Origin of the sequence: Sodalis sp. C49, assembly GCF_046352915.1 — a bacterium.
GTDB lineage: Bacteria > Pseudomonadota > Gammaproteobacteria > Enterobacterales > Enterobacteriaceae > Acerihabitans.
Window position 1 is genome coordinate 3,675,627 of record NZ_CP163303.1, and the last position, 23,448, is coordinate 3,699,074.

Here is a 23,448-nt window from a genome sequence, read left to right on the forward strand (position 1 = left end):
TCTCACTGGCATCACCCTTTCAGGTCTCTTATCTATCATAGCCGATACGTTGATGCCACGTTTACATTTGTTTACAATGCATAAATGCGCCGTTGGCCGCCAACCCGCGCATGCCGACGGCAGGATAGCATGGCTGTTTGGCGCAATCCGGCCGCTCCGGCGAGAATTAGCCGGACTGTCGGGCAGCTTGCCGTGATGAGAAACCAGGAAAGGTCAAGGCCTGCAAAAATGGCCGGTTATAGACCGGCCCTGAAATCACTGGCTTGACTTATTGCGCGGTTGCGGACAATTTTAACTGGATATCCTTATCGAGGTTATTTATCCAGTTATTATAATTGCGGTGAATATGGCCTTTGCCGTCTGCCAACAGATTTTTACTGGTAATATAATTGATCTTATAACCGGTAGCGCTGTAGACGATTTGAATATCGGCCTGATGGCCGCGCAGGTCAAGCCGGCCGTTAATGATACCGGGCTGGACCGGGGTCATTTTCCATTGCCGCGCCAGGCCCGCTTGTAAAATAGCGTTTTTTACCCGATCGTCGGAATAGTGGGCCGCCAGCGGGGTAGTGACGTTGGCGATGGCGGCGGTGCGGGCGCAGCCGGCCAGGGCGAGAATGCACACAAAAAAAACAACGGCCGGTTTTAAAAGATTCATTTTCTACATTTCCCTGTAAATGATTTAAGTATTAATGGTGTCGGTAAAATTTCTTTAGGTCAGTTTATTAGACTAATAAAAAAATTAACGTGCTGATGGAAAGCCGCTAAAGAAATAGTTTTATCCTGATGATGTCCGCTGCGGCGTAAACATCATAAACAACCGGGCCGGGGATGTAAATATCGCTATTTAGGGGTGAAGGACCGCCCGCAATTAACAGTTATCATTTACAGGTACGGGTATTTTCAATAACGAGGTGATAACCGATGCAGGCCCGCCGCCGCCGGCGCGGGCGTTTTATCCGGCCACCAGATCGCCGCGGATCACCAGCGGGCCGCGGCCGTCGGCATCGGTTATCATCGCCAGCGCCTGTTCCGCCAGTTTTTCCAGGGGGTATTCAATGGCCGGCAGCGGCCGCAGGGATCCGGGCAGGGGCGTGGCGCCATCCAGGCTGATGATGGCCAATTGCTCAGGTACGTCGCGCCGGTAGGCGTGCAGTACCGAGATGGCCTCCTGGGCGTCGGCCTGGTTCATGACGACCAGCCCGTTGAACGGGGTACCGCTGTTGATCAGCGCCTGGAGCGCCGCGCGTGGCGAGGGCGCGCGGCAGGCGACCAACCGGCGGTTATAGGGCACCAGATGGTATTCGAGCCCCTGGCGGTAGCCGTGCAGTACGTTTTCCGCGGTTTCGCCGTCGGGGTAGTTCAGCAGCGCCAACTGGCGGCGGCCGTGGCTTATCAGGTACTGGCAGGCGGTTTCGGCGGCAAAGGCGTGATCGAAGCTGATGCTGAGCGCGCCCGGCGCGTTCAGGCAGTCGATTAGCACCACGCTGCCGTCCAATGGCGGCAGTTCGAAACGCGCGCCGATAACAATCATGGCATCGCATAACCCCCGTCCCAGCGACGATACGGCGCTCTCGACGCCGGCGGCGCTGTCGGCAAAGCGCAGCAGCAGATGCTTGTTATGGCGGCGGAACTGTTTTTCCAGCGCCGGCAGGTAATTTACCGCATGCTGCATGGACTCCATCGCGCAGATGACCCCCACGCAACCGGTGGACTGGGCGCTGAGGGACTGGGCAATCAGGTTGGGCTGGTAGTTCAGCGCCTGGGCGGCCTTCAGCACCGCCTGGCGGCTCTCTTCCCTGACGCCGCGATTACCGCTGAGCACACGGGATACCGTGGCTTTTGATACCCGCGCCAAACGGGAAACATCATTTATGGTCGCCATAATCCTGCTGTGCTTGTTGCCGTTGATAAAGTATCACCATCTCATTAATCAATTCCCGCGCCAAGATGGCATTCATTAAATGATCCTGCGCATGCACCAAAATCAGTGTCATGGGGATTTTGCCTTCGCCCTGGTCCGCGCCGATAAGGCCGGTCTGGAGGCGATGGGCGGCTTTGATAAAGTTATCCGCGTCCGCCAGCAGCATCCCGGCGCGGTCGACATCGCCGTCGCGGGCGCAGGCCAGCGCCGTCATGCACAGGCTGCGGGCTTCGCCGGCGTTGACCAGCAGGGTCATTATCGTGGTTTCCATATCTATCATGTACTTTCTCCGTCAAAGCCGTGATTGCGCGCCACGCCGGCAAACCAGCGGCCGCTTTTTTTCACCGTGCGCCGCTGCGTGGCGAGGTCGAGCTGCACCAGGCCGTAACGGTTTTTATAGGCGTTGCTCCAGGACCAGTTATCGATAAAGGTCCACATATGATAACCGAGGCAGCGGCTGCCCTCCGCCAGCGCGCGGTGTACCCAGATAAGATGTTCGCGTACGAAATCGATGCGATAGTCATCCTCGATCCTGCCGTTTTGCATAAAACGCAGTTCATCCTCTACGCCCATGCCGTTTTCGGAAATAAAACAGCGCGGGTTATGATAGTTTTCCCGCAGGTTGGTGAGAATATCGTAGACGCCGCGCTCGTAGATTTCCCAGCCGCGCCAGGGATTCATTTTACGCCCAGGCATCTGGTAATGATCGAACAGCCATTCGGGCATAAACGGGCTGTCGGGGTTGACCTGGTTCATCCGGCACTGCACCCGGCGCGGCTGGTAATAATTGATGCCGAGCAGGTCCACGATGCCCGCGGCCAGCAGTTCGTCGTCGCCGTGACGGCAGGCCGGCAGTTGATCGTAACGCGCCAGCAGCGCGATCAGCTCCTGCGGATAATGCCCGCGCAGCGCCGGGTCGAGGAAGCTGCGGTTAAACAGCAGATCGGCGTTATTCGCCGCCGCCAGATCCGCCGGGTGCTGCGAGCGGGGATAGGAGGGGGTCAGGTTGAGGATAATGCCGATGTCGCCGTCCCGGCCGTCCTGGCGAAAACGCCGTACCGCCGCGGCGTGCGCCAGCATGGTGTGATAGGCCACGGTGGCGGCGCGTTTGAAATCCACCACGTTGGGATAGTGGAAATCATATAAATACCCCCCTTCCACCGGCACGATCGGTTCGTTAAAGGTAAACCAGTGCCTGACCCGATCGCCGAACAGGGCAAAACACCGGGCGGCATAATCGGCATAGGCGTCCACCACCTGGCGGTTTTCAAAGCCGCCCAGCGCCTGCATGCTCATCGGCATATCGAAATGGAACAGGTTAATAAAAGGCGTAATGCCCTGCGCCAGCAGTTCGTCGATAACCTGGTTATAAAACGCCACCGCCTGCGGATTGCAGTCGCCCCGGCCGTCCGGGATCAGCCGCGCCCAGGATATCGAGGTGCGAAAGCTGTTATGGCCGGTTTGTTTGAGCAGGGCGATATCGTCGCGCCAGTGGCGGTAAAAGGTCGAGGTATCCCCCGGCCCGACCCGTTGGAAAAAACGTTCGGGCTGCAAGGCATACCAGTGGTCCCAGACGGTGGCGGCTTTGCCGTGGCCCAGGCTCTCCCCCTCGGTTTGCGGCGCCGAGCTGGCGCTGCCCCACCAAAAATCATCCGGAAATTGATACTGCATAAAAAGGTCTCCATGTCATGCCGGCGGCATCGGGCGTCTTGCCTGCTCCCTTCCCGCCGGCTGGATCTGCCGGGGTTTATGGCGTCACGCCGTCACGAATCCAGCGCCATGCGCGCGTCCGCGGCCAGGCTCTCGTCCTGTTTTCTCAGCAGCGCGCGTTCGTAGGCTTTCAGGAACGGGTAGTACATTACCGCCGACATCACCATACAAAACAGGCACATGATCACCGGGCTCAGGGTCCAGTTGGCGGCCCAGGACGCGCCGATGGGCGCCGGGGTCGTCCAGGGGGTCAACTGCACCACCTGCGCGACCCAGCCCAGTCTGGTGGCGGTCCAGGCGAAGGTGGCGTTAATCATCGGCACCAGGGTAAACGGGAGGAACATCACCGGGTTCATGATAATCGGCGTGCCGAACAAAATGGGTTCGTTGATATTGAAGAAGCTCGGCACCACGCCCATGCGTCCGATGGTGCGCAGATGGACCGAACGGCTGACCAGCAGCAGGAACGCCAGCGGCAGGGTGGACCCGACGCCGCCTATCAGCAGGTAATGATCCCAGAACCCCTGCAGGTAGATATGCGGCAAGGGGGTGCCCGCGGCCAGGGCGCTTTGGTTCAGCGCCAGGTTGGTCATCCAGAAGGGATTCATGATGCCGGTGACGATCAGCGCGCCGTGGATACCGGCAAACCACAGGATCTGGCATACCAGCACCGACAGCAGCATGGCGGGCAGCGAGTCCGACGCGGACACCAGCGGCGCCAGCAGCTGCATAATGGCTTCGGGAATGATCATGCCGGTGAAATGCGCCACCAGCAGGTTCAGCGGATGCAGGGTGGCGACGATGACCACCACCGGGATCAGGATTTCAAACGAGCGCGCCACGCCGGTCGGCACCTCTTTCGGCAGCCGGATGGTGACATGGCGGCGTTTTAGCCAGGCGTACATTTCGCTGGCGTAGACGGCGGCAAGAATGGCGGTAAAAATGCCCTGGCCGGAGAAATAGGCCACCGAAATCTGTTTGTCGTGATAGGGAGCGGCCACCAGCAGGAAGGCCATAAAAGACAGCAGGCCGGTCATGATGGGGTCAAGCTTATCATGCTTGCCGAGACTGGCGCCGATGCCCACCGAGATAAAAAACGTCATCACGCCCATGCTGAGATTAAACGGCAGCATCAGCTGGTCGCGATAGCGCACGGAAAAATCCAGCCAGCCGCGGGCGAAACGCCACTGGGTGTCGGGTGAAAACGGCGGAAAAATAAACACCAGCATAAACGAGCCGATAATCATAAACGGCAGCGCGGCCAGAAAGCCGTCGCGGATGGCGATAATGTGTTTTTGCTGGCCGACGCGACCGGCCATGGGGGTGATATAACGCTCAATGACCTCGACCATAGCTTGGTAAAGAGTACTCATGGTGTCGTCCTGTTTTGATTATGCGCGGTTATTTAATCAGGGAAAGGGCGAAATCCAGCACCTTGTCGCCGCGCTGCATGCCGTAATCCATCATATCGATGGCGGCCACCGGGATATCCTGCGCCGCCGTTTTGGCCGAAAGCGAAGCCAACATATATTTGACCTGCGGACCCAGCAGCACCACCTGGTAGCGGGCGAACTGCCCGTCGAATTCGCTCACGCCGTAGGCGTCGATTTTCACATCCAGCCCGCGTTTTTCAGCCTCGGCCTGCATTTTTCTCACCAGCATGCTGGTGGACATCCCGGCGGAACAGCACAACATAATGCTTTTCATTTTCAGCCTCTGGGGAAAGGGAAGTTACGAGCGCCATTGGACACAAAACGGAAACCGGTTTCCATTCATTTGCGCCGCTTTTGTGAGGCCACTCAAGTAAACGGGGCGGGGCGGGTGGGAATGTGTGAAACAGCTCACGCGGCCAATGCCTGGCGGGTGCCAGGGGTTGGCCGGACGCGCCCCATGGCGGTAATTCGCCGGCGCCGGCGGCCGGGGTCGCTTTCTCCGGCGGCGGATGATAATTTGGTGGGCATCGGCGCGGCAAGCGGCCAGGCATTATCACCGGAGTCAATATGCGTTATCAGCGTCAGCGGACATTAAGCCTGGCAGCGGCGGTCCTGCTGTTATCGGCCTGCAGCACCACCATGCCGACCAAAGCCAGTGGGTTTCTCGGTTCCTACGATCGCCTGGCGCCATCGCCCGACGGCAGCCAACGCAGGCTGCGCACGCCGTATGCGCTGGATCCGGCGCATACGGTTATCGCCACGGTGGAATGGCGGGTAAAGAAGGGCGACTCGCTGTCCCCGCTCGAGCGCGCCAGGCTGCTCAACGAACTGCGCGCGGGACTCCAGGCGCAGATCAACCGCCTGCCGGCGGCGGCTGACGGCCACCCGGCGGAAATCCGCGCCGCGATCACCGATATCGCCACCGTATCCCCCTCGTTAAACGTGCTGAGCGTGGCGATGTTTGCCGCGCCCCTGGACCGGGGCGGGGCGTCGGTGGAAATCGAGGCGCTGGATCCCGGCTCCCGTCAGCAGCTGGCGGCCATCAGCATCGGTTATTTTGCCCCGCTTAGCGATCTCAAGGCGCGGTTCAGCGCCCTCGCCCCGGCATCCATTGCGCTGAATAAGGCGGCCGCGGAATTCGGTCCGTTATTACGTCCGGCCGATTGAGATAATAATAAGTTTCCGGCGCGCGGGTATTTATTCTCGCCAAATACGCTATATTAAGGGAATTGCACCGCAACCAATAAAATTGTATTCAAAGAAAATAGGTAACGAATAGTTAATCGTCAATTTTTTTGCAATATTTCCGTAAACTCTATCCCCATATCCTGGGCAGGGTGCGCTCCGAGCGTTGAGGACTATTTAAATGGAACGGAAAGGAATCATTCTCGCCGGCGGCGCTGGCACACGCCTGCATCCTGCCACCTTGGCCATCTCTAAACAGCTTTTGCCCGTATTCGATAAACCGATGATATATTATCCGCTAAGCACCCTGATGCTTGCCGGTATAAAAAATATATTAATTATTTCCACCGAGCAGGATACGCCACGCTTCCAACAATTGTTAGGCAGCGGGGAACAATGGGGAATCAATCTGAATTACCAGGTACAGCCCTCCCCCGATGGCCTCGCGCAGGCGTTTATCCTGGCGGAATCATTTTTGAATGGCCACCCCTGCGCGCTGATCCTGGGGGATAATATCTTTCACGGTCATGATTTGCCAAAACTACTGAATACAGCCATGGGTTGCGATAAGGGGGCCTGCGCCTTCGCTTATCACGTCCATGACCCGCAACGCTACGGTATCGTAAAATTCGGCCCGGGAGGAAAAGTCGTCAGTCTCGAGGAAAAACCGATCAATCCTAATTCCACCTGCGCGGTAACCGGACTGTATTTTTACGATGAGGAGGTCTGTGAATTAACTAAAACGTTAACACCTTCACCGCGCGGTGAATTGGAAATTACCGATTTAAACCGGCTCTATCTGGAAAAAGAGGCGCTGACGGTGCACGTCATGGGCCGGGGATACACCTGGCTGGACGCGGGCACTCATACGGCATTATTGGAGGCGGGGCAATTTATCGCCACGCTTGAAAGCCGGCAGGGATTAAAAGTATCTTGCCCGGAGGAAATTGCTTACAAACAACGGTGGATCGACGAACGGCAGCTTGCCGCGCTGGCCCGGCCGTTAATGAAAAATAGTTATGGACAATATCTGAAATTTTTACTGGAAGAAAATACGCCATGAAATTCACTCCCCAGTCTATTTCCGACGTCGTGTTAATTGAACCCACGTTATTTGCAGATGGACGCGGTTATTTTTATGAAAGTTTTAATTTGGAGAAATTCCAATGGGCCGTTAAGCGCGACCTGTGTTTTGTCCAGAACAATGAATCTTTTTCCGGGCAGCATGTGATTCGCGGCTTGCATTATCAAATTCACCGGCCGCAGGGCAAACTGGTGCGCGTGGTGGCGGGAGAGGTGTTTGATGTGGCGGTGGATTTGCGCCGCCAGTCACCGACTTTCGGCCGCTGGACGGGAGCGCTGCTGTCCGCGGACAATCACCACCAGCTGTGGATCCCGCAGGGGTTTGCCCACGGATTCCAGGTCATGTCCGCCACGGCCAAACTGCAATATATGGTGACCGATTACTGGTGTCCGCAATACGACCGCTGCATCCGTTTCGACGATCCCGATATCCGGGTGACATGGCGGGAGATCACGGCGCCCGACGGCGGACCCGTTGAACCGACATTATCCGCCAAGGACCAGCGCGGCAACCTGCTGGCCGATGCCGAGGTATTTTAACGTTATGGAAAAAATATTCCTTACCGGCGGTACCGGCATGCTCGGTAGCTATGTCACCGTCACGCTTAACGATCGCGGCTACGAGATTATCGTTGCCGATCGCCGCCATTTCGATTTAGCCAATCACAAGGCCATCTATGACTACGTAAAAGAGATCGCGCCGGATGTGGTCCTGCATTTTGCCGCCGAAACCGATGTGGATCTCTGTGAGCGCGAACCGGCGCGGGCCGGCATCTGCAATCACCTGGCAACGGAACAAATCGCCAGGGCGGCCCAGGCCTGCGGTGCCTGGATGTTATATATTTCCTCGTCGAACGTTTTTGGCGCCGAGGGCAAGATAAGCTATAACGAACTGGATATCCCCCTGCCGACCAATTATTACGGACGCTCGAAACTTAACGGCGAAGAGGCGGTCAGGTCCAACTGTCCGGATAATCACCTGATATTGCGCGCCGGCTGGATGATAGGTGGCGGTCCGGGGAAGGATCATAAATTTGTCGGCAAGATTGTCCGGCAAATCAAGGAAGGCGCTACCGAACTTAAAGCGGTCAGCGATCGTCTGGGCAGTATTACCTCCGCCGGTCAGTTGAGCGCTTTTATTATGAATGCGATGGCCCATCGCCAGACGGGAACCTTTCATTTTGCCAGCCACGGTACCATCAGTCGTTTTGATATCGCGCGCGCCATCGGCGATATATTAAAGTTCCAGGGCGATATCGTGCCGGTGGAGTCGTCCCGATTCCCTTTGTCCGCGCCGCGTCCCTTTTCCGAGGGCATCCAATCCATTTATCTTCCGTCGTTGGATACTGCGTGCGCACCGGGTTATTGGAAGGATGATCTGGCAAGCTATGTTGCCTCATTTCAGGGATGAAACGGCATGATAAAAAGTAAAATGCACTATTTTTTTCACTATGCCCGTGAATTTGGCTATGGCAACGCGCTGATATTTTCGTTATTCAAGCTCTGTCCCCGCTTTTTTGTTTTATTGCATCAAAAAGTCAATGCCGGCACGAATACGGTGTGGCCGGAAATGGCGACGGTGGACCCTGTCGTTTCCGCTAGCGCCGTGCTGGATTATATCCCCTGGACCGCCTATGGCGGCGCGCCGGTTGCCGCCCGCAGTAAAGAGGAACGGCCGGCCTTTATCTGGTTTGTCCCTGATTGGTCTAATGTCTGGGGCGGGGGCCATTATACCTTATTTCGTTTTGCCAACCATTTTGCTAAATATGATACCCGGAATATTATATTTATTTATAACAATGAACGCCACGCTTCTCCGGCGCAATTGCAGGACGAGCTAATGCAAGCCTTGCCAGGCTGTTTATTGGAAGTGATTACCGATCCCGCCCTGCTTCCCGCGTGCGCCGGCGCTATCGCCACCACCTGGCAATCCGCATACCAGGTGCGGGCATTTCCTTTCGCGCGCCAGAAATTCTATTTTATGCAGGATTATGAAAGCCTGTTTTATGCCTATGGCACGGCGTCCATGCAGGCCAACGCCACTTATGGTTTTGGTTTTACCGGTATTACCGGCGGGGGCTGGCTTAAGCAATGTTACGAGTCCCATGGCGGCCGCGCGCGGAACTATGTGTTTGCCGCCGATCGCAACATCTTTTATCCGGCGGCGGGCGAACCGAGGGTGCGCAAGACGGTATCTAGGCTGTTCTTTTACGGCCGGCCGTCTACGGAGCGCCGCTGCTTCGATTTGGGTATGGCGTCGCTGAAGAAAATCGCCCGCCATTTCCCCGATGTCGACATCGTGATTGCCGGCCTGGACTTAAAAGCCCGCCCGCCGTTCCCGGCCACCCTGCTGGGCAATATGACCCTTAAAGATACCGGGGATCTGTATCGCACCTGCGATCTGGGCATGGCGTTCTCCGGTACTAATCTGTCGTACCTGCCGGTGGAGTTAATGGCCTGCGGCGTGCCGGTTATTTCCAATAATGGACCGCAGGTGGAGTGGTTTTGCCGCCATGGCGTCAACGCCTGGCTGGCGGATCCCACCCCGCAGGCCATGCTGGAGGCGTTTACCGCGCTCTATCACGATCGCATGCTGCGGCAAACCCTGGCGGACGGCGGTTTGGCCGCCATGGCGCCGCTGGACTGGGAAGGGCAGATGACGGACATCTATGAGTACGTCGCGGCTAATAGCGGATGACAGAGCCTGTTTTCCCACCCGGCTTGGCGCGGGACAACCGCGCCGGGCCTATTCGCCCGGCGTAATCTTGCCGCGGTCAATCATGCCCTCCACCCCCATTACGCCGTCCCGGATGCCGCGCAGCATCATGCGCAGGCGCCGCGCCCGACGCTTGCCGGCAAGCAGGAAGAAGACCAGGAACAGCGCCAGGCGATAAAGATGGGCGAGACGCCAGGTCATGCTCATCGGCGTGCGGCGTACCATAACAAGGGTATTGCGGAAGAGATAATAATTTCTCAGCGGGTTATGTTGCGGCACCTCGCGCCAGCGGCCGCACCAGATTTTGACTACCCCGTGGCCTAACGTATGGCGCAGAACCGCCTGCTGCGCGCCAAACAGGCGGTAGCCGCGGTGAGCGGCGCGAAAGCACCATTCGGTATCGACGTGATCGATAAAAAAGCCGCTGTTCATCAGGCCAATCTCCCGCAGCGCCGTGGCGCGGATCAGCATGCCGGAGGAGATAAGGAAATCTGTTTCCGCGTAGCCCCCGCGGCGGGGATAGCGGCGGCGAATAAACAGGCTTTGTTTGCGCACGAAGCCTGAACGGGTGGCGGTGCGTCTGTCCACTTGGGTCGGACCGACCGCGCCGACCTGGATATTGTCGGCTAAGAGCCGGGTTTCCAGCAGCAACAGCTGCGCCACCATATCGGCGGCCGGGATACTGTCGTGATCCAGCAGCAACACATGGGTGCAATGCAGGTCCAGCGCCCGCCTGATGCCACGGTTCTGGGCGGCGGCGATGCCGAGATTGCCGGGCTGGGGCAGGATATGCCGGCGCGGCGAGCCGTGGGCGAATGCCAGCAGGCCCGCTACGCATGCGGCGGCGGATCCGTTATCGACGATCACCACTTCCTGTACCTGCCCGCCGACGGCGGCGAGCAGTTCGGACAGCACGTCCGGGTCGGGATGATAGGTGACGATTACCGCGCCAACACAAGGCGAAGCCATTGTTCTATACGTCCCGACGCGTATCCACGGACATCAGGGGCAACATCATAAATACTGTTTCTCCACCCAGCGGGTATACGCGCCGTTGACGACGTTGCCGACCCAGTCCTGATGGTCCAGATACCATTGTACGGTCTTGCGGATGCCGGTCTCGAAGGTTTCCGCCGGCCGCCAGCCCACTTCGGCCTCGATCTTCGTGGCGTCGATGGCATAACGGCGATCGTGCCCCGGCCGGTCTTTGATAAAGCGGATTTGCCCGGCGTAAGGCTTGCCGTCCGCCCTTGGCCGCAGCGTATCAAGCAGGAAGCAGATTTTAGTTATTACATCGATATTGCTATGCTCGTTCCATCCGCCGATGTTATAGGTTTCCCCCACCCGGCCGGAGGCCAGGACGCAGCGAATGGCCGCGCAGTGATCCTTCACGTATAGCCAGTCCCTGATTTGCCGTCCGTCGCCGTAGACCGGCAGGGGGTTGCCGGCCAGCGCCTGATGGATCACCAGCGGGATCAGCTTTTCCGGAAAATGATACGGGCCATAGTTGTTCGAACAATGGGTGGTAATCGCCGGCAGGCCGTAGGTATGGCAATAGGCCCGCACCAAAAGATCGCTTGCCGCCTTGCTGGCGGAATAGGGGCTATTGGGCAGATAGTTATCGGTTTCACGAAAGGCCGGCGCGCCGGCGTCCAGGGTGCCGTAGACTTCGTCGGTGGACACGTGAATAAAACGAAAACCGGTCCTGACGGCGCTATCGGCGCAGTCCAGGTATAACCGCACGCTGTCGAGTAAATTGAAGGTGCCGACCACATTGGTCTGGATAAACTCGCCGGGGTTGAGAATGGAGCGATCGACGTGGCTTTCGGCGGCAAAATGGACCACGCACCGGGGCTGATAGATTTTCAGCAGACTGTCGACCACATCGCGATCGCCAATATCGCCACGGATAAAGATATAGCGCGGATCGTCGGCCAGTCCCGCCAGGTTTTGCCGGTTGCCGGCATAGGTCAGCTTGTCGAGGTTGATTACCCGTTCGTCGTGCTGCGCCAACCAATCCAGGACAAAGTTCGCGCCGATAAATCCCGCCCCGCCCGTTACCAATATACTCATAGCCTCAAATCTTCCTGAAAATCACGGCGAAAAATAACCCTATGTTTCCCAATAGAGTCTGACGATAGATGCCGGTCTGCTTTAACACTTTCAACCTGGCGAACAAGGGCACATCACGGCCGCGGATAAAGGTATGCAGCAGCCCGATGTTTTCCCGCTTCAATTGATTTTTGGCCAGCAGCAGCGCCATGATATTGCGATCGACCCACTGGCGAAATTCGCCGCGCCATAACATCTTGAGGCGGCGTATTTTGTTGTTAACGCCTTTATTGGTGCCCACCAGATTATTGGCATGCTGGCGATAGCGTACCGACGGATAGTCGTCATAAATCACGCAGCCGCCGCAGCCGGTGACCAGCAGATAGGTCCACCAGTCATGGGAGACAATATTGACCCGCCCGGCTTCCAGCAGCAGGCCGCGCGCCGCGTGGTTAAATATCATGGTATTGCCGCCGCTCAGGCTTTGCGTCAGCGCGTTGGCAAAACTCGGCGGCTTGCGAAATAACGGCGAAAAACCGATTTCACGGTTGCATTCATCCACCAGCCGGGTTCTGGAGCAGTACATGGCAGGTTCCGTCTGTCCTTTGGGCGCGAGAATAGCCAGCGCCCGCGCCAGTTTATCCGGCTCCCAGATATCGTCCTGATCGGCGTAAGCATAATAATCCGCCTTGATTGCCGGGTTACATATCAGCGACAGGAAATTGCCGGCGAAGCCCTGGCGCGGACCCGCCAGCAGGGTAAGCCTGCGCGCGCCGCAGCGTTGCGCGAAGGTGGAAATTATCGCCAGGCTTGCGTCCTGCGAGCCGTCGTCGGAAATCCATAACGACCAATCATTGCAGGTTTGCCGAGCAATGGATTCCAATTGCATAGCAAGAAATTCCTGGGCGTTGTAGGTGCCCATCACTATTGCGACCTTATTCCTGTCGGCGTTCTGCGGCTGCAAGGTATCCAAACGAGTCCCTCTCCCTCTCCGGCAAATAATGGCCTCGATACGGCGATGAGGCAGGCATCCATTGCGGAAATGCTAGTACAGGAATGGTCGCCGGCGCAGGGAATAGAGTGTTTACCCGGGTGAAAAAGATATTGCGGCTGTAGCAATTGGTGGCGTGCCGGTAAATCACTACACTGGGTGCCACGGAGGCGGGACCTGATGACGCCCCCGGGTCCGGGCAATGCCGGACGTGAATTTTTATCCTTTCTACCACCGCGCTTTAGGATGAGCCGCCGCAATGGACTTTGCTTTTAACGACTTGCTTAACAGTCTGCGCCACCTGCCGCTGATCGGCCATTTGGCCTACAGCGACACCAAAGCGCGGTATAAGCGCAGCATGCTGGGGCCGCTGTGGCTCACGCTTGGCGCGGCCATCGGCGTGGTCGGCCTGGGCCTGGTCTGGAGCCAGCTGCTCAACCAGGAGCGCAGCCAGCTTATCCCTTCGCTGACCGTGGGATTGCTGTTATGGCAATTCATCTCAGGCTGCGTGACGGAAAGCACCTCGGTGTTTGTGCGCCAGGCGCAGATTATCCGCAACCTGCAATTGCCTTTTTTTATCCATCCCATCCAGCTGATGGCGCGCCAGTCCATTACGCTGCTGCATAACCTGATAGTGCTGGTCCTGGTGCTGCTGGTCTATCCCCAGCCGGCGGGATGGGTCACGTTGCTCTGCCTGCCCGGCCTGGCGCTGGTGCTGGTTAACCTGCTGTGGATGTCGGTGCTGCTGGGGTTAATCGGCGCCCGGTTCCGCGACGTGGAGCAAATCGTGCAGTCGCTGATGCCGATAGTCTTTTTCCTGACGCCGGTTATCTATAAGGCGGGCCATGCCGGCGTGAACCAGGCGATTATCTGGATGAATCCTTTTACCTATTTTATCGCCCTGGTGCGTGAACCTCTTTTCGGCGCGGCGCCCGGGGCCTTTGTCTACCTGACGGCGGGGGCCATGGCCGTGCTGGGCTGGACGGCGACGCTGATACTGTTTAACCGCCGCGCTCCGCGTCTGGCATTTTGGATTTAACCGCGCGGTTCTTTGGGGTGGAACTCTTCTTATGGCATCTCTTGTCTTTGATAATGTCACGGTCGCGTATCCGATTTACAACGCCCATGCGCAATCCCTGCGTAATCAGCTGGTCAGGATCGGCACCGGCGGCCGCATCGGCAAGGGCGCCGGCGCCATCGTCACGGTGACCGCGCTGGATCGGGTGAGTTTTCGCTTGCAGAGCGGCGATGCCGTGGGGTTGATTGGACATAACGGCGCAGGCAAGAGCACCCTGCTGCGAACCATGGCCGGCATTTACAGCGCTACCGCCGGCGTGGTGACGCGCACGGGGTCGGTGGCGACGGTGTTCGAGCTGGGCGCAGGCATGGACCCCGAACTGTCCGGTTATGAAAATATCATGCGCATGCTGCTGTTGATGGGGCATTCCCGGGCACAGGCCAGGGCCGCCGTGGCGGATATCGAGGATTTTAGCGAACTGGGCAACTTTCTGGCCCTGCCGGTGCGCACCTATTCATCGGGGATGACCATGCGGCTGATGTTTGCCGTGGCCACCTCGGTGCGGCCCGATATCCTGCTGATTGACGAAATGTTCGGCACGGGCGACGCCGCTTTTCGGCATAAGGCCGAGACGCGCATGCAGGACTGGATTGCCGGGACCGATATTTTTGTTTTTGCCTCCCATGACCTGGGATTGGTCAAACGGTTGTGCAATCGCCTTTTCCGCCTGGAGCACGGCGCTATCCATGAGGAGGATATCCAGGCGCTCTGACGGTCGCCGCGCATCCTAGAGCGCGATGGCCAGCAGCACCGCCGCCAGTAAACCGACGTATATCCCGGCATGTAGCGCGTCGTTTACCGGCGGGATACACTTTTTCGCCAGCCAGATGCCGCTAAAACCCGCGATAATCAGCAAACCCAGGATCTTGAGATTGATAAAACCGATATAATCCAGGCCCCGGTCGCGGCCCCACGCCGCAACGGCGTATATCGCCGAACCCGCCAGCGCCACCGGCAGGGATAAAGGATTGGCAGCGCTGACGCAATGCTTCATCGCGTAGCCGTGCCGGCGCAGTAAAGGCACCGTCATAACGCTGCCGCCCACGCCCAGCATGGCGGCAACGGCGCCGATGCCGAGACCCGCTCCCGCCGAGACGGTGCCTGACAAGCGTTTTTCCGACGGACGGTCGAGAAAACCGCGGCGAAAAACACAATCCATTAGGGTCAGCAGCATATAGAGAATAAACAATACCCGGATGATCCGATCCGTTAATATTAAGGATAATAGCGCGCCGCCCAGCGCACCCGCGGCAATAAAATAGATCATGGGCAATACGGTTTCTTTTAGCAGGCCCCCCGCGCGCCATTGCATGATAGTGGCATAACCTGAATTCACCACCATCACCGCCGTCGAGGTGGCGACCGCGATATGCATAGCCTCATGAGATAGCCCGGGCGTGGCCGATACCAGATGATAAACGAAGGGCACCACCACAAAACCGCCGCCGAAGCCGAACATAATGGTGGTAATACCGGTGAGCAAGCCGGCGGCGAGTATGATGATGATTTCGTTCATATCCTATTTCCTGCGGTTAATGATGCCTGATAGCCCTGGCGGTGAATAAGCAAGGCTTGGGGTTATTCCGGGCGGGTTTATACGGGGCAGGGGGATAATAGGCGTCCGTGGCGGCGTTTACTTGATATTACCAATCAACTATCATCGAGATTCGGTCATTTCACGTCATGCCGGGCGGTGAATGTACAATATTGCCATAAACGATGTCGATCATGTGGCGCGTCCGGTCGTCGCCATCGGCACTGATTATCCGCGGGGGTTTTTCCTGCCCGCCCACCGGCACCGGCGCGCGCAGCTGCTGTACGGCGCGTCGGGCGTGATGCATGTCCGCACCCGTACCGGCAGTTGGATCGTGCCCCCGCAGCATGCGGTCTGGGTGCCGCCGGAGATGGAGCACAGCGTACGTTTCGAGGGGGTTTCCACCCGCAGCCTGTATATCGAACCGGAATCGGTCCGGCCGCTGTTTGCCATAGACCGTTGCCGTATCGTCACGGTATCCCCCTTGCTGCGCCAGCTGCTTATCGAGGCGGTGGCCGTAACGCCGCTGTATGATCCGGCGGGGCGCGACGGACAGTTGATTAACCTGTTGCTGCATGAGCTGGCGCTAATGCCCGGCGTACCGTTTGATATTCCCTTGCCGGAGGATGCGCGCCTGCTGGCGCTGTGCCGGCAGTTCCTCGAACACCCGACCATCCACCAGCCGTCGGAAGAATGGGCGGCGCGGTTTTTTATGAGCATCAGCACCTTCAGGCGTTTTTTCCGCCAGCAAACCGGCATGGCTTGCGCGCAATGGCGCCGCAGGGCATGTGTCGTACTGGCGCTGGCCCGGCTCGCCGACGGCGAACCGGTCACCGCCATCGCCTTCGATCTCGGTTACGAAAGCAGCGCCGCGTTCGCCACCATGTTCAGACGCGAACTGGGGCATGCGCCGTCGATCTATTTCCCGCAGCGGATGGGGTTGGCGCAAAGCTGACGGCGGCGCGCTCAGGCGCCGTGTTTATCGACGATAAAATCAAACTTGGTCAGACCGACGCTCTGTGCGCTGGTCATGACAAATGAGACGCGGCCATATTCCGACGCTTTATCGGCGTAGATACGCAGGTGAGGCAACTGCGGGAGTTTTGCCGTCTCTTCCAGCCGGATTTTAAAGGTGGCGTCATCCACCGCCTGCTTATCCCAGGCGATACTGCCGTCGGCCATGACCGAGATATCGACGGATTTAACGTCTTTATCCACCACGCTGGCATTGGCTTTGGGCAGATTTACCTTTACCGCGTGATTGATCACCGGCAGGGTGATCATAAATACAATCAGTAGCACCAGCATGACATCGATAAACGGCGTCATATTGATATCGTTGACCAGGGGATCTTCGTCTATCTCGAATTGTGAATTACCGGATATGCTCATTTTTACTCCTCTCACCCGCCTTTACATCGACTGACCGGCGCGAAACGGTTGGACACGATTATCGGCCGTGGCATCGCCGGCCCGCAGTTCGGTGACATCGCCGGTGGTAATACGCGAGCCGGTGAGATAGTAGGCATGCAGATCGTGGGCGAAGCGGGCGATGGCATGCTGCAGGCCGCGGTTGCGCCGGCTGATGGTGTTGAATCCCAGCACCGCCGGAATAGCGACGAACAGGCCGAACGCCGTCATGATCAACGCTTCGCCCACCGGGCCGGCGACGTGGGCCAGATCCGGCTGATCCGCCAGGCTGATGGACTGCAGCGCATGATAGATGCCCCAGACGGTACCTAATAGCCCGACAAACGGCGCGGTGCTGCCGATGGAGGCAAGGATGCCAAGGCCCGCTTGCAGACGCGCGCTGCTGTCGTCGATACTGTTTTTCAGGCCGCGCGCCAGCCAGTCGCTGATATCCAGATTATTACTGATACTGGTCTCTACATTGTATTGGTGAGATATCGCGGCATGGCCGGCGATCGCCAGTTCGCGAAACGGATTGTTGCCGCCGTCGCCCAATGAATCAATGGCGGACGGTAAATTCTTTTCGCTCCAAAACCGGTTTTTAGTGCGCTGGGCGATTTTACGCAGTCCCGCTCCCTGGATGCATTTAATCACAATCACCGACCAGGACATTACGGACATGACCAGCAGCACCAGGGCCACCGCGCGGGTGATTATGTCGCCCTGCTGCCAAACGTGCTCAATGCCAAACTCATTCATTTTGCTACCTCGATTATCAAAAAAGGCTATCGGTAATATTCATGCGCCGCCCGTGAGAGCTAGCGGGTTAATTTAAACGTAATGGGCTGCACCGTCATAACAGCGATCGCCTGGCCGTTTTCCACATAGGGGTTGCAGCGTATCCGGGATACTGCCGCCATTGCCGCCTGATCCAGGTCGTCATAACCGCTGCTGCGCGCAACGTCGCTGCGGCCCAGGGTGCCGTTGGCGTTGATCACCAGCCGGATCAGTACCTCGCCTTCCTCCTGCAGCCGTTTTGCCTTGCGCGGATAGTCTGGCGCCGGTACCTGGCAGCCGACGGTGGAAACCGTCTTCGGCACGGCATTGGGCACGCTTTTCAGCATTTCACCCTGAGAGGTCGCCGGCAGGGCCGCCTGGTCGGCGACCTTGGCATTTTGTAGCGGTGAAGGTTTTGCCTGCGCTTTCGGACGGGGTATCACCGGCCCAGGCTTGGGTTTTACGATGATTTTGGGTTTCGGCTTGGGCAGCGGTTTTGGCGGCGGTGGCGTTTGCGGCGTGATGTCCGGCGCGGCCACGACCGGAGCCGCCTCGGTTTGCGCCACGTCGCGTTCGCCGTTATCCGCGGTCAGCACCGGCGGCGTTTCAGTAACCTGGGGCACCGGCGGCGCCTCGGGCTGCGGCGCTTCGACCATGGTCACCTCGACGCTGGTCTGCTCGGCGGGATTGATGATGTCCAGCGGTCGATATTGCGTGGTATGGGTAATCGCCACGGCAATCAGCGCCAAATGCGCCAGCACCACGGCGGCAATGGTTAATTTAGGCTGATGATTTTTTTTCGGCGCCGAGGCGAGCGCGGACAACAGCGTCGCCGTCGCCGTCAGTGCAGGCACTTCGATTTTATCTTTCAACATCCGGTGCTGTGCTTTCACCCCTACCTCGTGATAAATCCTGACTGCCCGCAAATATGTATTACCAGCAATCTCTGGAAGACTTATTTTCTATGTGCAACGAGGAATAAAAAGTGACACCGGCGTTGGCAAAAAAAAGCGCAGAATTGAAAAAAATCATGCGTCGGCCGCGGTGATGCGGATCCAATAGCCGGTGGTGCGGGTAATGGCAATCGGCATGGTCTGAGCCAAGGCGTCGAGCGCATAGGGTACATCGTCCAGCGGGAAGTTGCCGCTGACGCGCAGATTGGCTATCGCCGGATCCAGGCGGATAACCGCCGGGCTGTAATTTTTCAGCGCAGCGATCACCGAGCTTAACGGCGTATCCCTCACTTCCAGCCTGCCCTGGGTCCAGGCTATTTCCGCGTAAGGGGAAATGCCCACCGGCATCAACGTATGCTGATTAAACCACAGGCCGTGGCCGGCCCCGACTTGTTGGCTGCCGCCGCGCCGGTTCGTCACCTTTACCACCGACTCCAGCACCGCCAGATGAATACCCCCGGATTCCTGGCGTACGTGAAAAAGTCCCTCCCCGGCCAGGATTTGTCCCATGGCGGTATTGACGCTAAACGGGCGATTGCCGTCGCCCACCACGCGGGCAATAATGCCGCCGGTGCGTAACTCAACGCTGCGCACGGTCTCGCTGAGGGAAATATTCAGCGCCGTGCGGGCGTTCAAATCCAGGGTGCTGCCGTCATCGAGCTCAATACGCCGCCGTTGGCCGGTGTCGGTATGCACATCGGTCAACAGATAGGGCAAAGGGTATTTTTGGTTTACCACCGTCCCGCCGACCATGGCAATAGCGGCCACGCCCAGCGCGTTTTGCAGGAATTTACGCCGGCTGGAAGGCGCCAGCAGAGTCTGGCGCACGTTTTCCGGCGGCATGGCGTGCGTCAGGAACTGGATTTTACCCAGGGTGGTTTCAATTTTGGCGCAGGCGGCGTCATGGCTGGCATCGGCATAACGCCAGCGTTCATATTCCCTGAAATCCTCCTCCGTGGCTTCGCCGGAACGCAGCAGCACCATCCATTCAATGGCGTGCTGGGCGGCGGCGTCGGGATGCTGGGTTAATTTTATCATGCGTTGTTCAACCGGTTATTCATGTTGGCCAGCGGTTATCAGATAACAGCTGGTGAGCGCTTTCGCCACATACTTGCGCACCATACTGGTGGAGACGCCCAGCTCTTGTGCTATTTCCGCATAGGTCATACCGTCAAGCTGATTAAACAAGAACGCCTTGCGGGCATTAATGGATAAACCGTCCAGCGCCCGGTCAATGGCCAGTAAAGACTCAATTACCAGTTCCTGTTCTTCCGGCGAAGGATGACAGAGCTGCGGGTTGCCCGCTAACGCTTTCAGATAGGCCTGCTCCAGGTCGCGGCGCCGCCAGTTTTCATACAACACCCGCTGGGCGAGCGTGGTGAGCATGGCCCGCGGCTCGCGGATATTGAGCAGTTCAGGAATTGCCGCCAGCCGTACAAACGCCTCGGACGCAATATCCTCCGCGCCGGTGCCATGGCTGATACGCCGTCTTAATTTGTCAGTGAGCCAACGGTAATCACTGCGAAAAATAAACGTTAATACATCTGAACGGTTGGTAAATTCGCCAGGCATCGTCTTGTCCGTCTTGCTAAATCTAACGTAAATACCTTTCTCAGGCTTTCAAATAAGGACCGTTACGGCCAATCCTCAGTTTTGCCGCTCTTTCCTGCGTTGCGTGTCAGCGCGGGGGGAGTGGAATGAGCATTCAAGCCTGGCCAGCAATAAGCGAGCCAATAATTTTTACATCTAGGTTATATCCATAGAGTATAAGTATATTTTTTTATTAACTAAGGCCGCTTTTGTTATAAGGCCGTAACTGCAAGCCGTTTTGTACAACAAACGAAAACCAACGTGCACTGTTGTCGATCAATGCACGTTTTTTTGCACCAATTCAGTACCGCAGAAGCCATTTTACCCTCAGCTTTTGAGCGTTAACCGAAAGTCTACGCGCAACAACTTTATCCGTTAAAATAAAAACAGTAATGTAATTAATAAATTAAGTTAAAAATCCCGATAAGTCGCAAAAAAATAAATATAACCCGGTGACACATTTTTTCCCTCATTGCACATACCCACTGAGATGAAACGCAGACCCCTACCAAACTGGCGTCGCTTAACCTTTGCCTTTTCTCCGGGAGCCGTAACAATGAATGCAGTACTGCAACGCGCAAGGAAAACTCGTTTTACCCCAGGCCGGCTGGCGTTGGCGATTGATTTAACATTTGCCGTGGCGGGTATGGCGCTGATATTGCCGCAAACGGCTTATGCCGCGCCGGCGGCTTTAGCACATTATTCAGTACCGGCGGGTTCCCTGGAGCAAGGGCTATTAACCATAGCGCGGCAAAGCCAACAGACCATCTCATTTGATCCTAAACTGGTGGCCCCTTACCAGGCTAAACCCGTTGACGGCCGCTATACCCTGGAACAGGTCATTTTACAACAGTTGCAGGGTACGCCGCTGTCTGTCACCACCACTGCCAACGGCACCCTGACCATTGATGCCGTCACCACGGCCAAGCCGCTCACCGCCTCGTCGGATTTACAGGCGGCGCAGGACAGCGGCCAGACGCTGCCGACTATTACCGTCAGCGGCGGCGCCGAGCAAAGCGAAGACGCCACGGTCTATAATCCTTCAATGTCCAGTTCCGCCACCCGCACTAATTTATCATTGCAGGATACCGCGCAGTCGGTGCAGGTGGTCAGCCGCAAACTGATCGAAGACCGCCAGGCGGTCTCGGTGGAGGATGCGTTGCGCAACGCCGGCGGCGTCACGATGCAGGGCGGTAATCGCGGTATTAATTCGATAAATATTCGTGGATTTAACGTCACCTCCGGCTCTACGGACGGCGTTTCCAACCCCAATAGCACCATGAACGGCAGCGCCACCGGCTATTCCAATATCGACGGTATCGAGCGTGTCGAGGTACTGAAAGGGCCACAGGCGGTGCTGGCGGGCAACAGTTCTCCCGCCGGTTCGGTCAACATAGTGCGTAAAGCCCCCACGGCCGATCCGCTGCATACGCTAAAATTCGAGGTCGCCAAGTATGGCGAAGTGAAAACCGCCATCGATCTCGGCGGCCCGATAAACGATGACAAAACCTTTCAATACCGTTTTAACGCTTCCACTATGCGGGCAGATAACAGCTTTCCTGATTTTAACGGCAAGCGCGCCGATTATGTTGCGCCGGTGCTGGCCTGGGTAACGGATAAAACCAAATTTAAAGTAGGCGCGGAATTCAGTACCGGCAGAACCTCAGGACCTGCGGCGACCCTGTATAACAACGGCCGTATTCAGCGCCTGCCGGAATATCGTCTGGGGGATAAAGATAATCATTTTGCGGGCAATGCGAAAACCGCCTATTATGAATTCAACCAGAATTTAAGCGACAACTGGTCTTTTAACAGTAAAGCCACCTATCTTGATAATACCCTTAATTATCGCATTCATGAGACTTACGTGGCGTACCCCAACGGCTCGTTGGTCACTCATGAGCTGGGCAATAAACAGGATTTAAATTCATTAAGCCTGCAAAACGATATTCGCGGCAAGATTGATATGGGCCCGTTAACCCATAATATCTTGGTCGGCTACGACTATCAGCATTCAAAAACCACCAGCTGGGATTTATCTGACGGCAGGATTTTCACCACCGCCAACTACAACGATCCCGACAGCCTGTCGTTTCCCGATATCCCCGACCCCACCTTTAAATCCTATAAAAACACCCAGGATCAAAGGGGGCTGATATTGCAAGACCAGATCGATTTCTGGAAAAAATTGCATCTCCAGCTTTCCGCTAAGCGGGCTGAATGGACGATGCAAAGCACGGCGAATTACTCCGCCACCCGTCATGTGACCTCGTTTTCAGATGAGACCAAATGGATACCCAGCTATGGCATCAGCTATGATATCACGCCGGAAGTGACGGTCTATGCCAACCTGCTTAATAGCTTCGAAACCGTCGGCACGATCAATACCCTTACCGGTAAACCGTTGGCGCCGTCGACCGGTAAATCCAAGGAGGCTGGGTTTAAATTTAACCTGCTGGACGATAACCTGACCATTACCACAGCGGTATTCCATATCGTGCAGGACAATGTGGTGGTCTACAATATCGCCGGCGACGCGGTCGGCGCGCAGGGGCGGGAAACCAAAGGCTTCGATTTTGATTTAAACGGCCAGATTTTACCGGGATGGAATATCACCACCAGCTACACCTTTGCCCAGCCTAAGGATCCGGATACCACCGATCTTACCGGCTATAAAACCAAGGTTACCGCACAGCCCAAACACTCCGGTAGCCTCTGGACTACCTACGAACTACAGCAGGGGAGTTTGCAAGGCCTGGGCGCCGGCGTAGGCGTAGAGGCGGCCAGCAACACGGTCAACGGCTATACGGGTAATTACTTCAAAATGGGTGGCTGGGCCCAGACCGACGCCTCTATTTTTTACCATCAGCCGAAATATACCGTCACCCTGGGCGTGAAAAATATCTTTGACCGCGATCTGTATTATTACTCGACCACACCAACGTATATCGGCGTCAAGCCAGGCCGTACCGCCAGGTTATCGGTGACCTATTCGTTCTAAGCAATGGACAT

The 23,448-nt window shown here is 57.0% G+C and carries 24 protein-coding genes; 9 read left to right on the plus strand and 15 right to left on the minus strand.

Features of this window, described 5'->3' with window-relative positions; all coding sequences use genetic code 11:
• Nucleotides 1-268 precede the first annotated feature (268 nt).
• The 6 genes from ABUK12_RS16540 to ABUK12_RS16565 all read right to left on the minus strand — a co-directional run bounded on the left by ABUK12_RS16540 (nt 269) and on the right by ABUK12_RS16565 (nt 5,341).
• Complete coding sequence (locus ABUK12_RS16540; protein ID WP_410012873.1) at nt 269-658, minus strand: hypothetical protein; 390 nt, start codon at nt 656-658, stop codon at nt 269-271.
• 297 nt (nt 659-955) lie between these two features.
• Nucleotides 956-1,885 carry a LacI family DNA-binding transcriptional regulator gene (locus ABUK12_RS16545; protein ID WP_410012874.1) on the minus strand — a complete coding sequence of 310 codons (930 nt, stop codon included), beginning with the start codon at nt 1,883-1,885 and terminating at the stop codon, nt 956-958.
• Complete coding sequence (locus ABUK12_RS16550; protein ID WP_410012875.1) at nt 1,869-2,204, minus strand: PTS lactose/cellobiose transporter subunit IIA; 336 nt, start codon at nt 2,202-2,204, stop codon at nt 1,869-1,871. Before ABUK12_RS16550 ends, ABUK12_RS16545 begins: the two co-directional genes overlap by 17 nt.
• Nucleotides 2,201-3,595: a glycoside hydrolase family 1 protein gene (locus ABUK12_RS16555; RefSeq protein ID WP_410012876.1), complete on the minus strand. Its 1,395-nt coding sequence runs from the start codon at nt 3,593-3,595 to the stop codon at nt 2,201-2,203. Before ABUK12_RS16555 ends, ABUK12_RS16550 begins: the two co-directional genes overlap by 4 nt.
• Nucleotides 3,596-3,687: 92 nt before the next feature.
• Nucleotides 3,688-5,007, minus strand: a complete 1,320-nt coding sequence (locus tag ABUK12_RS16560; protein ID WP_410012877.1) for a PTS sugar transporter subunit IIC — start codon at nt 5,005-5,007, stop codon at nt 3,688-3,690.
• A gap of 28 nt (nt 5,008-5,035) precedes the next feature.
• Nucleotides 5,036-5,341, minus strand: a complete 306-nt coding sequence (locus ABUK12_RS16565) for a PTS sugar transporter subunit IIB (RefSeq protein ID WP_410012878.1) — start codon at nt 5,339-5,341, stop codon at nt 5,036-5,038.
• Nucleotides 5,342-5,634: 293 nt separating this feature from the next.
• Between ABUK12_RS16565 and ABUK12_RS16570 the strand changes: the two genes are divergently transcribed.
• The 5 genes from ABUK12_RS16570 (at nt 5,635) to ABUK12_RS16590 (ending at nt 10,033) form a co-directional block, all read left to right on the plus strand.
• Entirely contained in the window at nt 5,635-6,234 is a 600-nt protein-coding gene (locus tag ABUK12_RS16570; RefSeq protein WP_410012879.1) for a DUF3313 family protein, read from the plus strand.
• A 199-nt stretch (nt 6,235-6,433) separates the two neighbouring features.
• The gene (gene rfbA / locus ABUK12_RS16575; protein ID WP_410012880.1) at nt 6,434-7,315 is read left to right on the plus strand and encodes a glucose-1-phosphate thymidylyltransferase RfbA; all 882 of its coding nucleotides are present in this window, start codon (nt 6,434-6,436) and stop codon (nt 7,313-7,315) included.
• Nucleotides 7,312-7,875, plus strand: coding sequence for a dTDP-4-dehydrorhamnose 3,5-epimerase (rfbC, locus tag ABUK12_RS16580; RefSeq protein WP_410012881.1), 564 nt, complete (start codon nt 7,312-7,314; stop codon nt 7,873-7,875). Before rfbA ends, rfbC begins: the two co-directional genes overlap by 4 nt.
• Nucleotides 7,876-7,879: 4 nt before the next feature.
• The gene (locus ABUK12_RS16585) at nt 7,880-8,746 is read left to right on the plus strand and encodes an SDR family oxidoreductase (RefSeq protein ID WP_410012882.1); all 867 of its coding nucleotides are present in this window, start codon (nt 7,880-7,882) and stop codon (nt 8,744-8,746) included.
• 6 nt (nt 8,747-8,752) lie between these two features.
• The gene (locus ABUK12_RS16590) at nt 8,753-10,033 is read left to right on the plus strand and encodes a glycosyltransferase (protein WP_410012883.1); all 1,281 of its coding nucleotides are present in this window, start codon (nt 8,753-8,755) and stop codon (nt 10,031-10,033) included.
• 48 nt (nt 10,034-10,081) lie between these two features.
• Here ABUK12_RS16590 and ABUK12_RS16595 read toward each other — a convergent pair whose 3' ends face one another.
• Genes ABUK12_RS16595 through ABUK12_RS16605 form a run of 3 tightly spaced genes read right to left on the minus strand, consistent with a single transcriptional unit; the run spans nt 10,082 to nt 13,076 of the window.
• Complete coding sequence (locus ABUK12_RS16595) at nt 10,082-11,020, minus strand: glycosyltransferase family 2 protein (RefSeq protein WP_410012884.1); 939 nt, start codon at nt 11,018-11,020, stop codon at nt 10,082-10,084.
• A gap of 45 nt (nt 11,021-11,065) precedes the next feature.
• Nucleotides 11,066-12,124, minus strand: coding sequence for a dTDP-glucose 4,6-dehydratase (rfbB, locus tag ABUK12_RS16600; RefSeq protein ID WP_410012885.1), 1,059 nt, complete (start codon nt 12,122-12,124; stop codon nt 11,066-11,068).
• 4 nt (nt 12,125-12,128) lie between these two features.
• Nucleotides 12,129-13,076, minus strand: coding sequence for a glycosyltransferase family 2 protein (locus ABUK12_RS16605; protein WP_410012886.1), 948 nt, complete (start codon nt 13,074-13,076; stop codon nt 12,129-12,131).
• Nucleotides 13,077-13,353: 277 nt separating this feature from the next.
• Between ABUK12_RS16605 and ABUK12_RS16610 the strand changes: the two genes are divergently transcribed.
• Nucleotides 13,354-14,133, plus strand: coding sequence for an ABC transporter permease (locus ABUK12_RS16610; protein ID WP_410012887.1), 780 nt, complete (start codon nt 13,354-13,356; stop codon nt 14,131-14,133).
• Nucleotides 14,134-14,164: 31 nt separating this feature from the next.
• Nucleotides 14,165-14,884 (plus strand): ABC transporter ATP-binding protein, encoded by a 720-nt coding sequence (locus tag ABUK12_RS16615; RefSeq protein WP_410012888.1) that lies wholly within the window; start codon nt 14,165-14,167, stop codon nt 14,882-14,884.
• 15 nt (nt 14,885-14,899) lie between these two features.
• On the opposite strand, the gene ABUK12_RS16620 is transcribed toward ABUK12_RS16615, so the two are convergent.
• Complete coding sequence (locus tag ABUK12_RS16620; protein WP_410012889.1) at nt 14,900-15,688, minus strand: sulfite exporter TauE/SafE family protein; 789 nt, start codon at nt 15,686-15,688, stop codon at nt 14,900-14,902.
• A 181-nt stretch (nt 15,689-15,869) separates the two neighbouring features.
• On the opposite strand from ABUK12_RS16620, the gene ABUK12_RS16625 reads away from it, so the two are divergent.
• Nucleotides 15,870-16,661 carry an AraC family transcriptional regulator gene (locus ABUK12_RS16625; protein ID WP_410012890.1) on the plus strand — a complete coding sequence of 264 codons (792 nt, stop codon included), beginning with the start codon at nt 15,870-15,872 and terminating at the stop codon, nt 16,659-16,661.
• Nucleotides 16,662-16,672: 11 nt separating this feature from the next.
• Here the strand turns inward: ABUK12_RS16625 and ABUK12_RS16630 are convergent, their stop codons facing one another.
• From ABUK12_RS16630 to ABUK12_RS16650, 5 genes are all read right to left on the minus strand, one after another.
• The gene (locus tag ABUK12_RS16630; protein WP_410012891.1) at nt 16,673-17,098 is read right to left on the minus strand and encodes an ExbD/TolR family protein; all 426 of its coding nucleotides are present in this window, start codon (nt 17,096-17,098) and stop codon (nt 16,673-16,675) included.
• Between the two features lie 21 nt (nt 17,099-17,119).
• Nucleotides 17,120-17,875: a MotA/TolQ/ExbB proton channel family protein gene (locus tag ABUK12_RS16635; protein WP_410012892.1), complete on the minus strand. Its 756-nt coding sequence runs from the start codon at nt 17,873-17,875 to the stop codon at nt 17,120-17,122.
• A 59-nt stretch (nt 17,876-17,934) separates the two neighbouring features.
• Complete coding sequence (locus ABUK12_RS16640; protein WP_410012893.1) at nt 17,935-18,786, minus strand: TonB family protein; 852 nt, start codon at nt 18,784-18,786, stop codon at nt 17,935-17,937.
• Nucleotides 18,787-18,921: 135 nt separating this feature from the next.
• The gene (locus ABUK12_RS16645; protein ID WP_410016677.1) at nt 18,922-19,881 is read right to left on the minus strand and encodes a FecR family protein; all 960 of its coding nucleotides are present in this window, start codon (nt 19,879-19,881) and stop codon (nt 18,922-18,924) included.
• Nucleotides 19,882-19,899: 18 nt separating this feature from the next.
• Nucleotides 19,900-20,418: a sigma-70 family RNA polymerase sigma factor gene (locus ABUK12_RS16650; protein ID WP_410012894.1), complete on the minus strand. Its 519-nt coding sequence runs from the start codon at nt 20,416-20,418 to the stop codon at nt 19,900-19,902.
• 574 nt (nt 20,419-20,992) lie between these two features.
• On the opposite strand from ABUK12_RS16650, the gene ABUK12_RS16655 reads away from it, so the two are divergent.
• Complete coding sequence (locus tag ABUK12_RS16655; protein ID WP_410012895.1) at nt 20,993-23,437, plus strand: TonB-dependent siderophore receptor; 2,445 nt, start codon at nt 20,993-20,995, stop codon at nt 23,435-23,437.
• Nucleotides 23,438-23,448 lie beyond the last annotated feature (11 nt).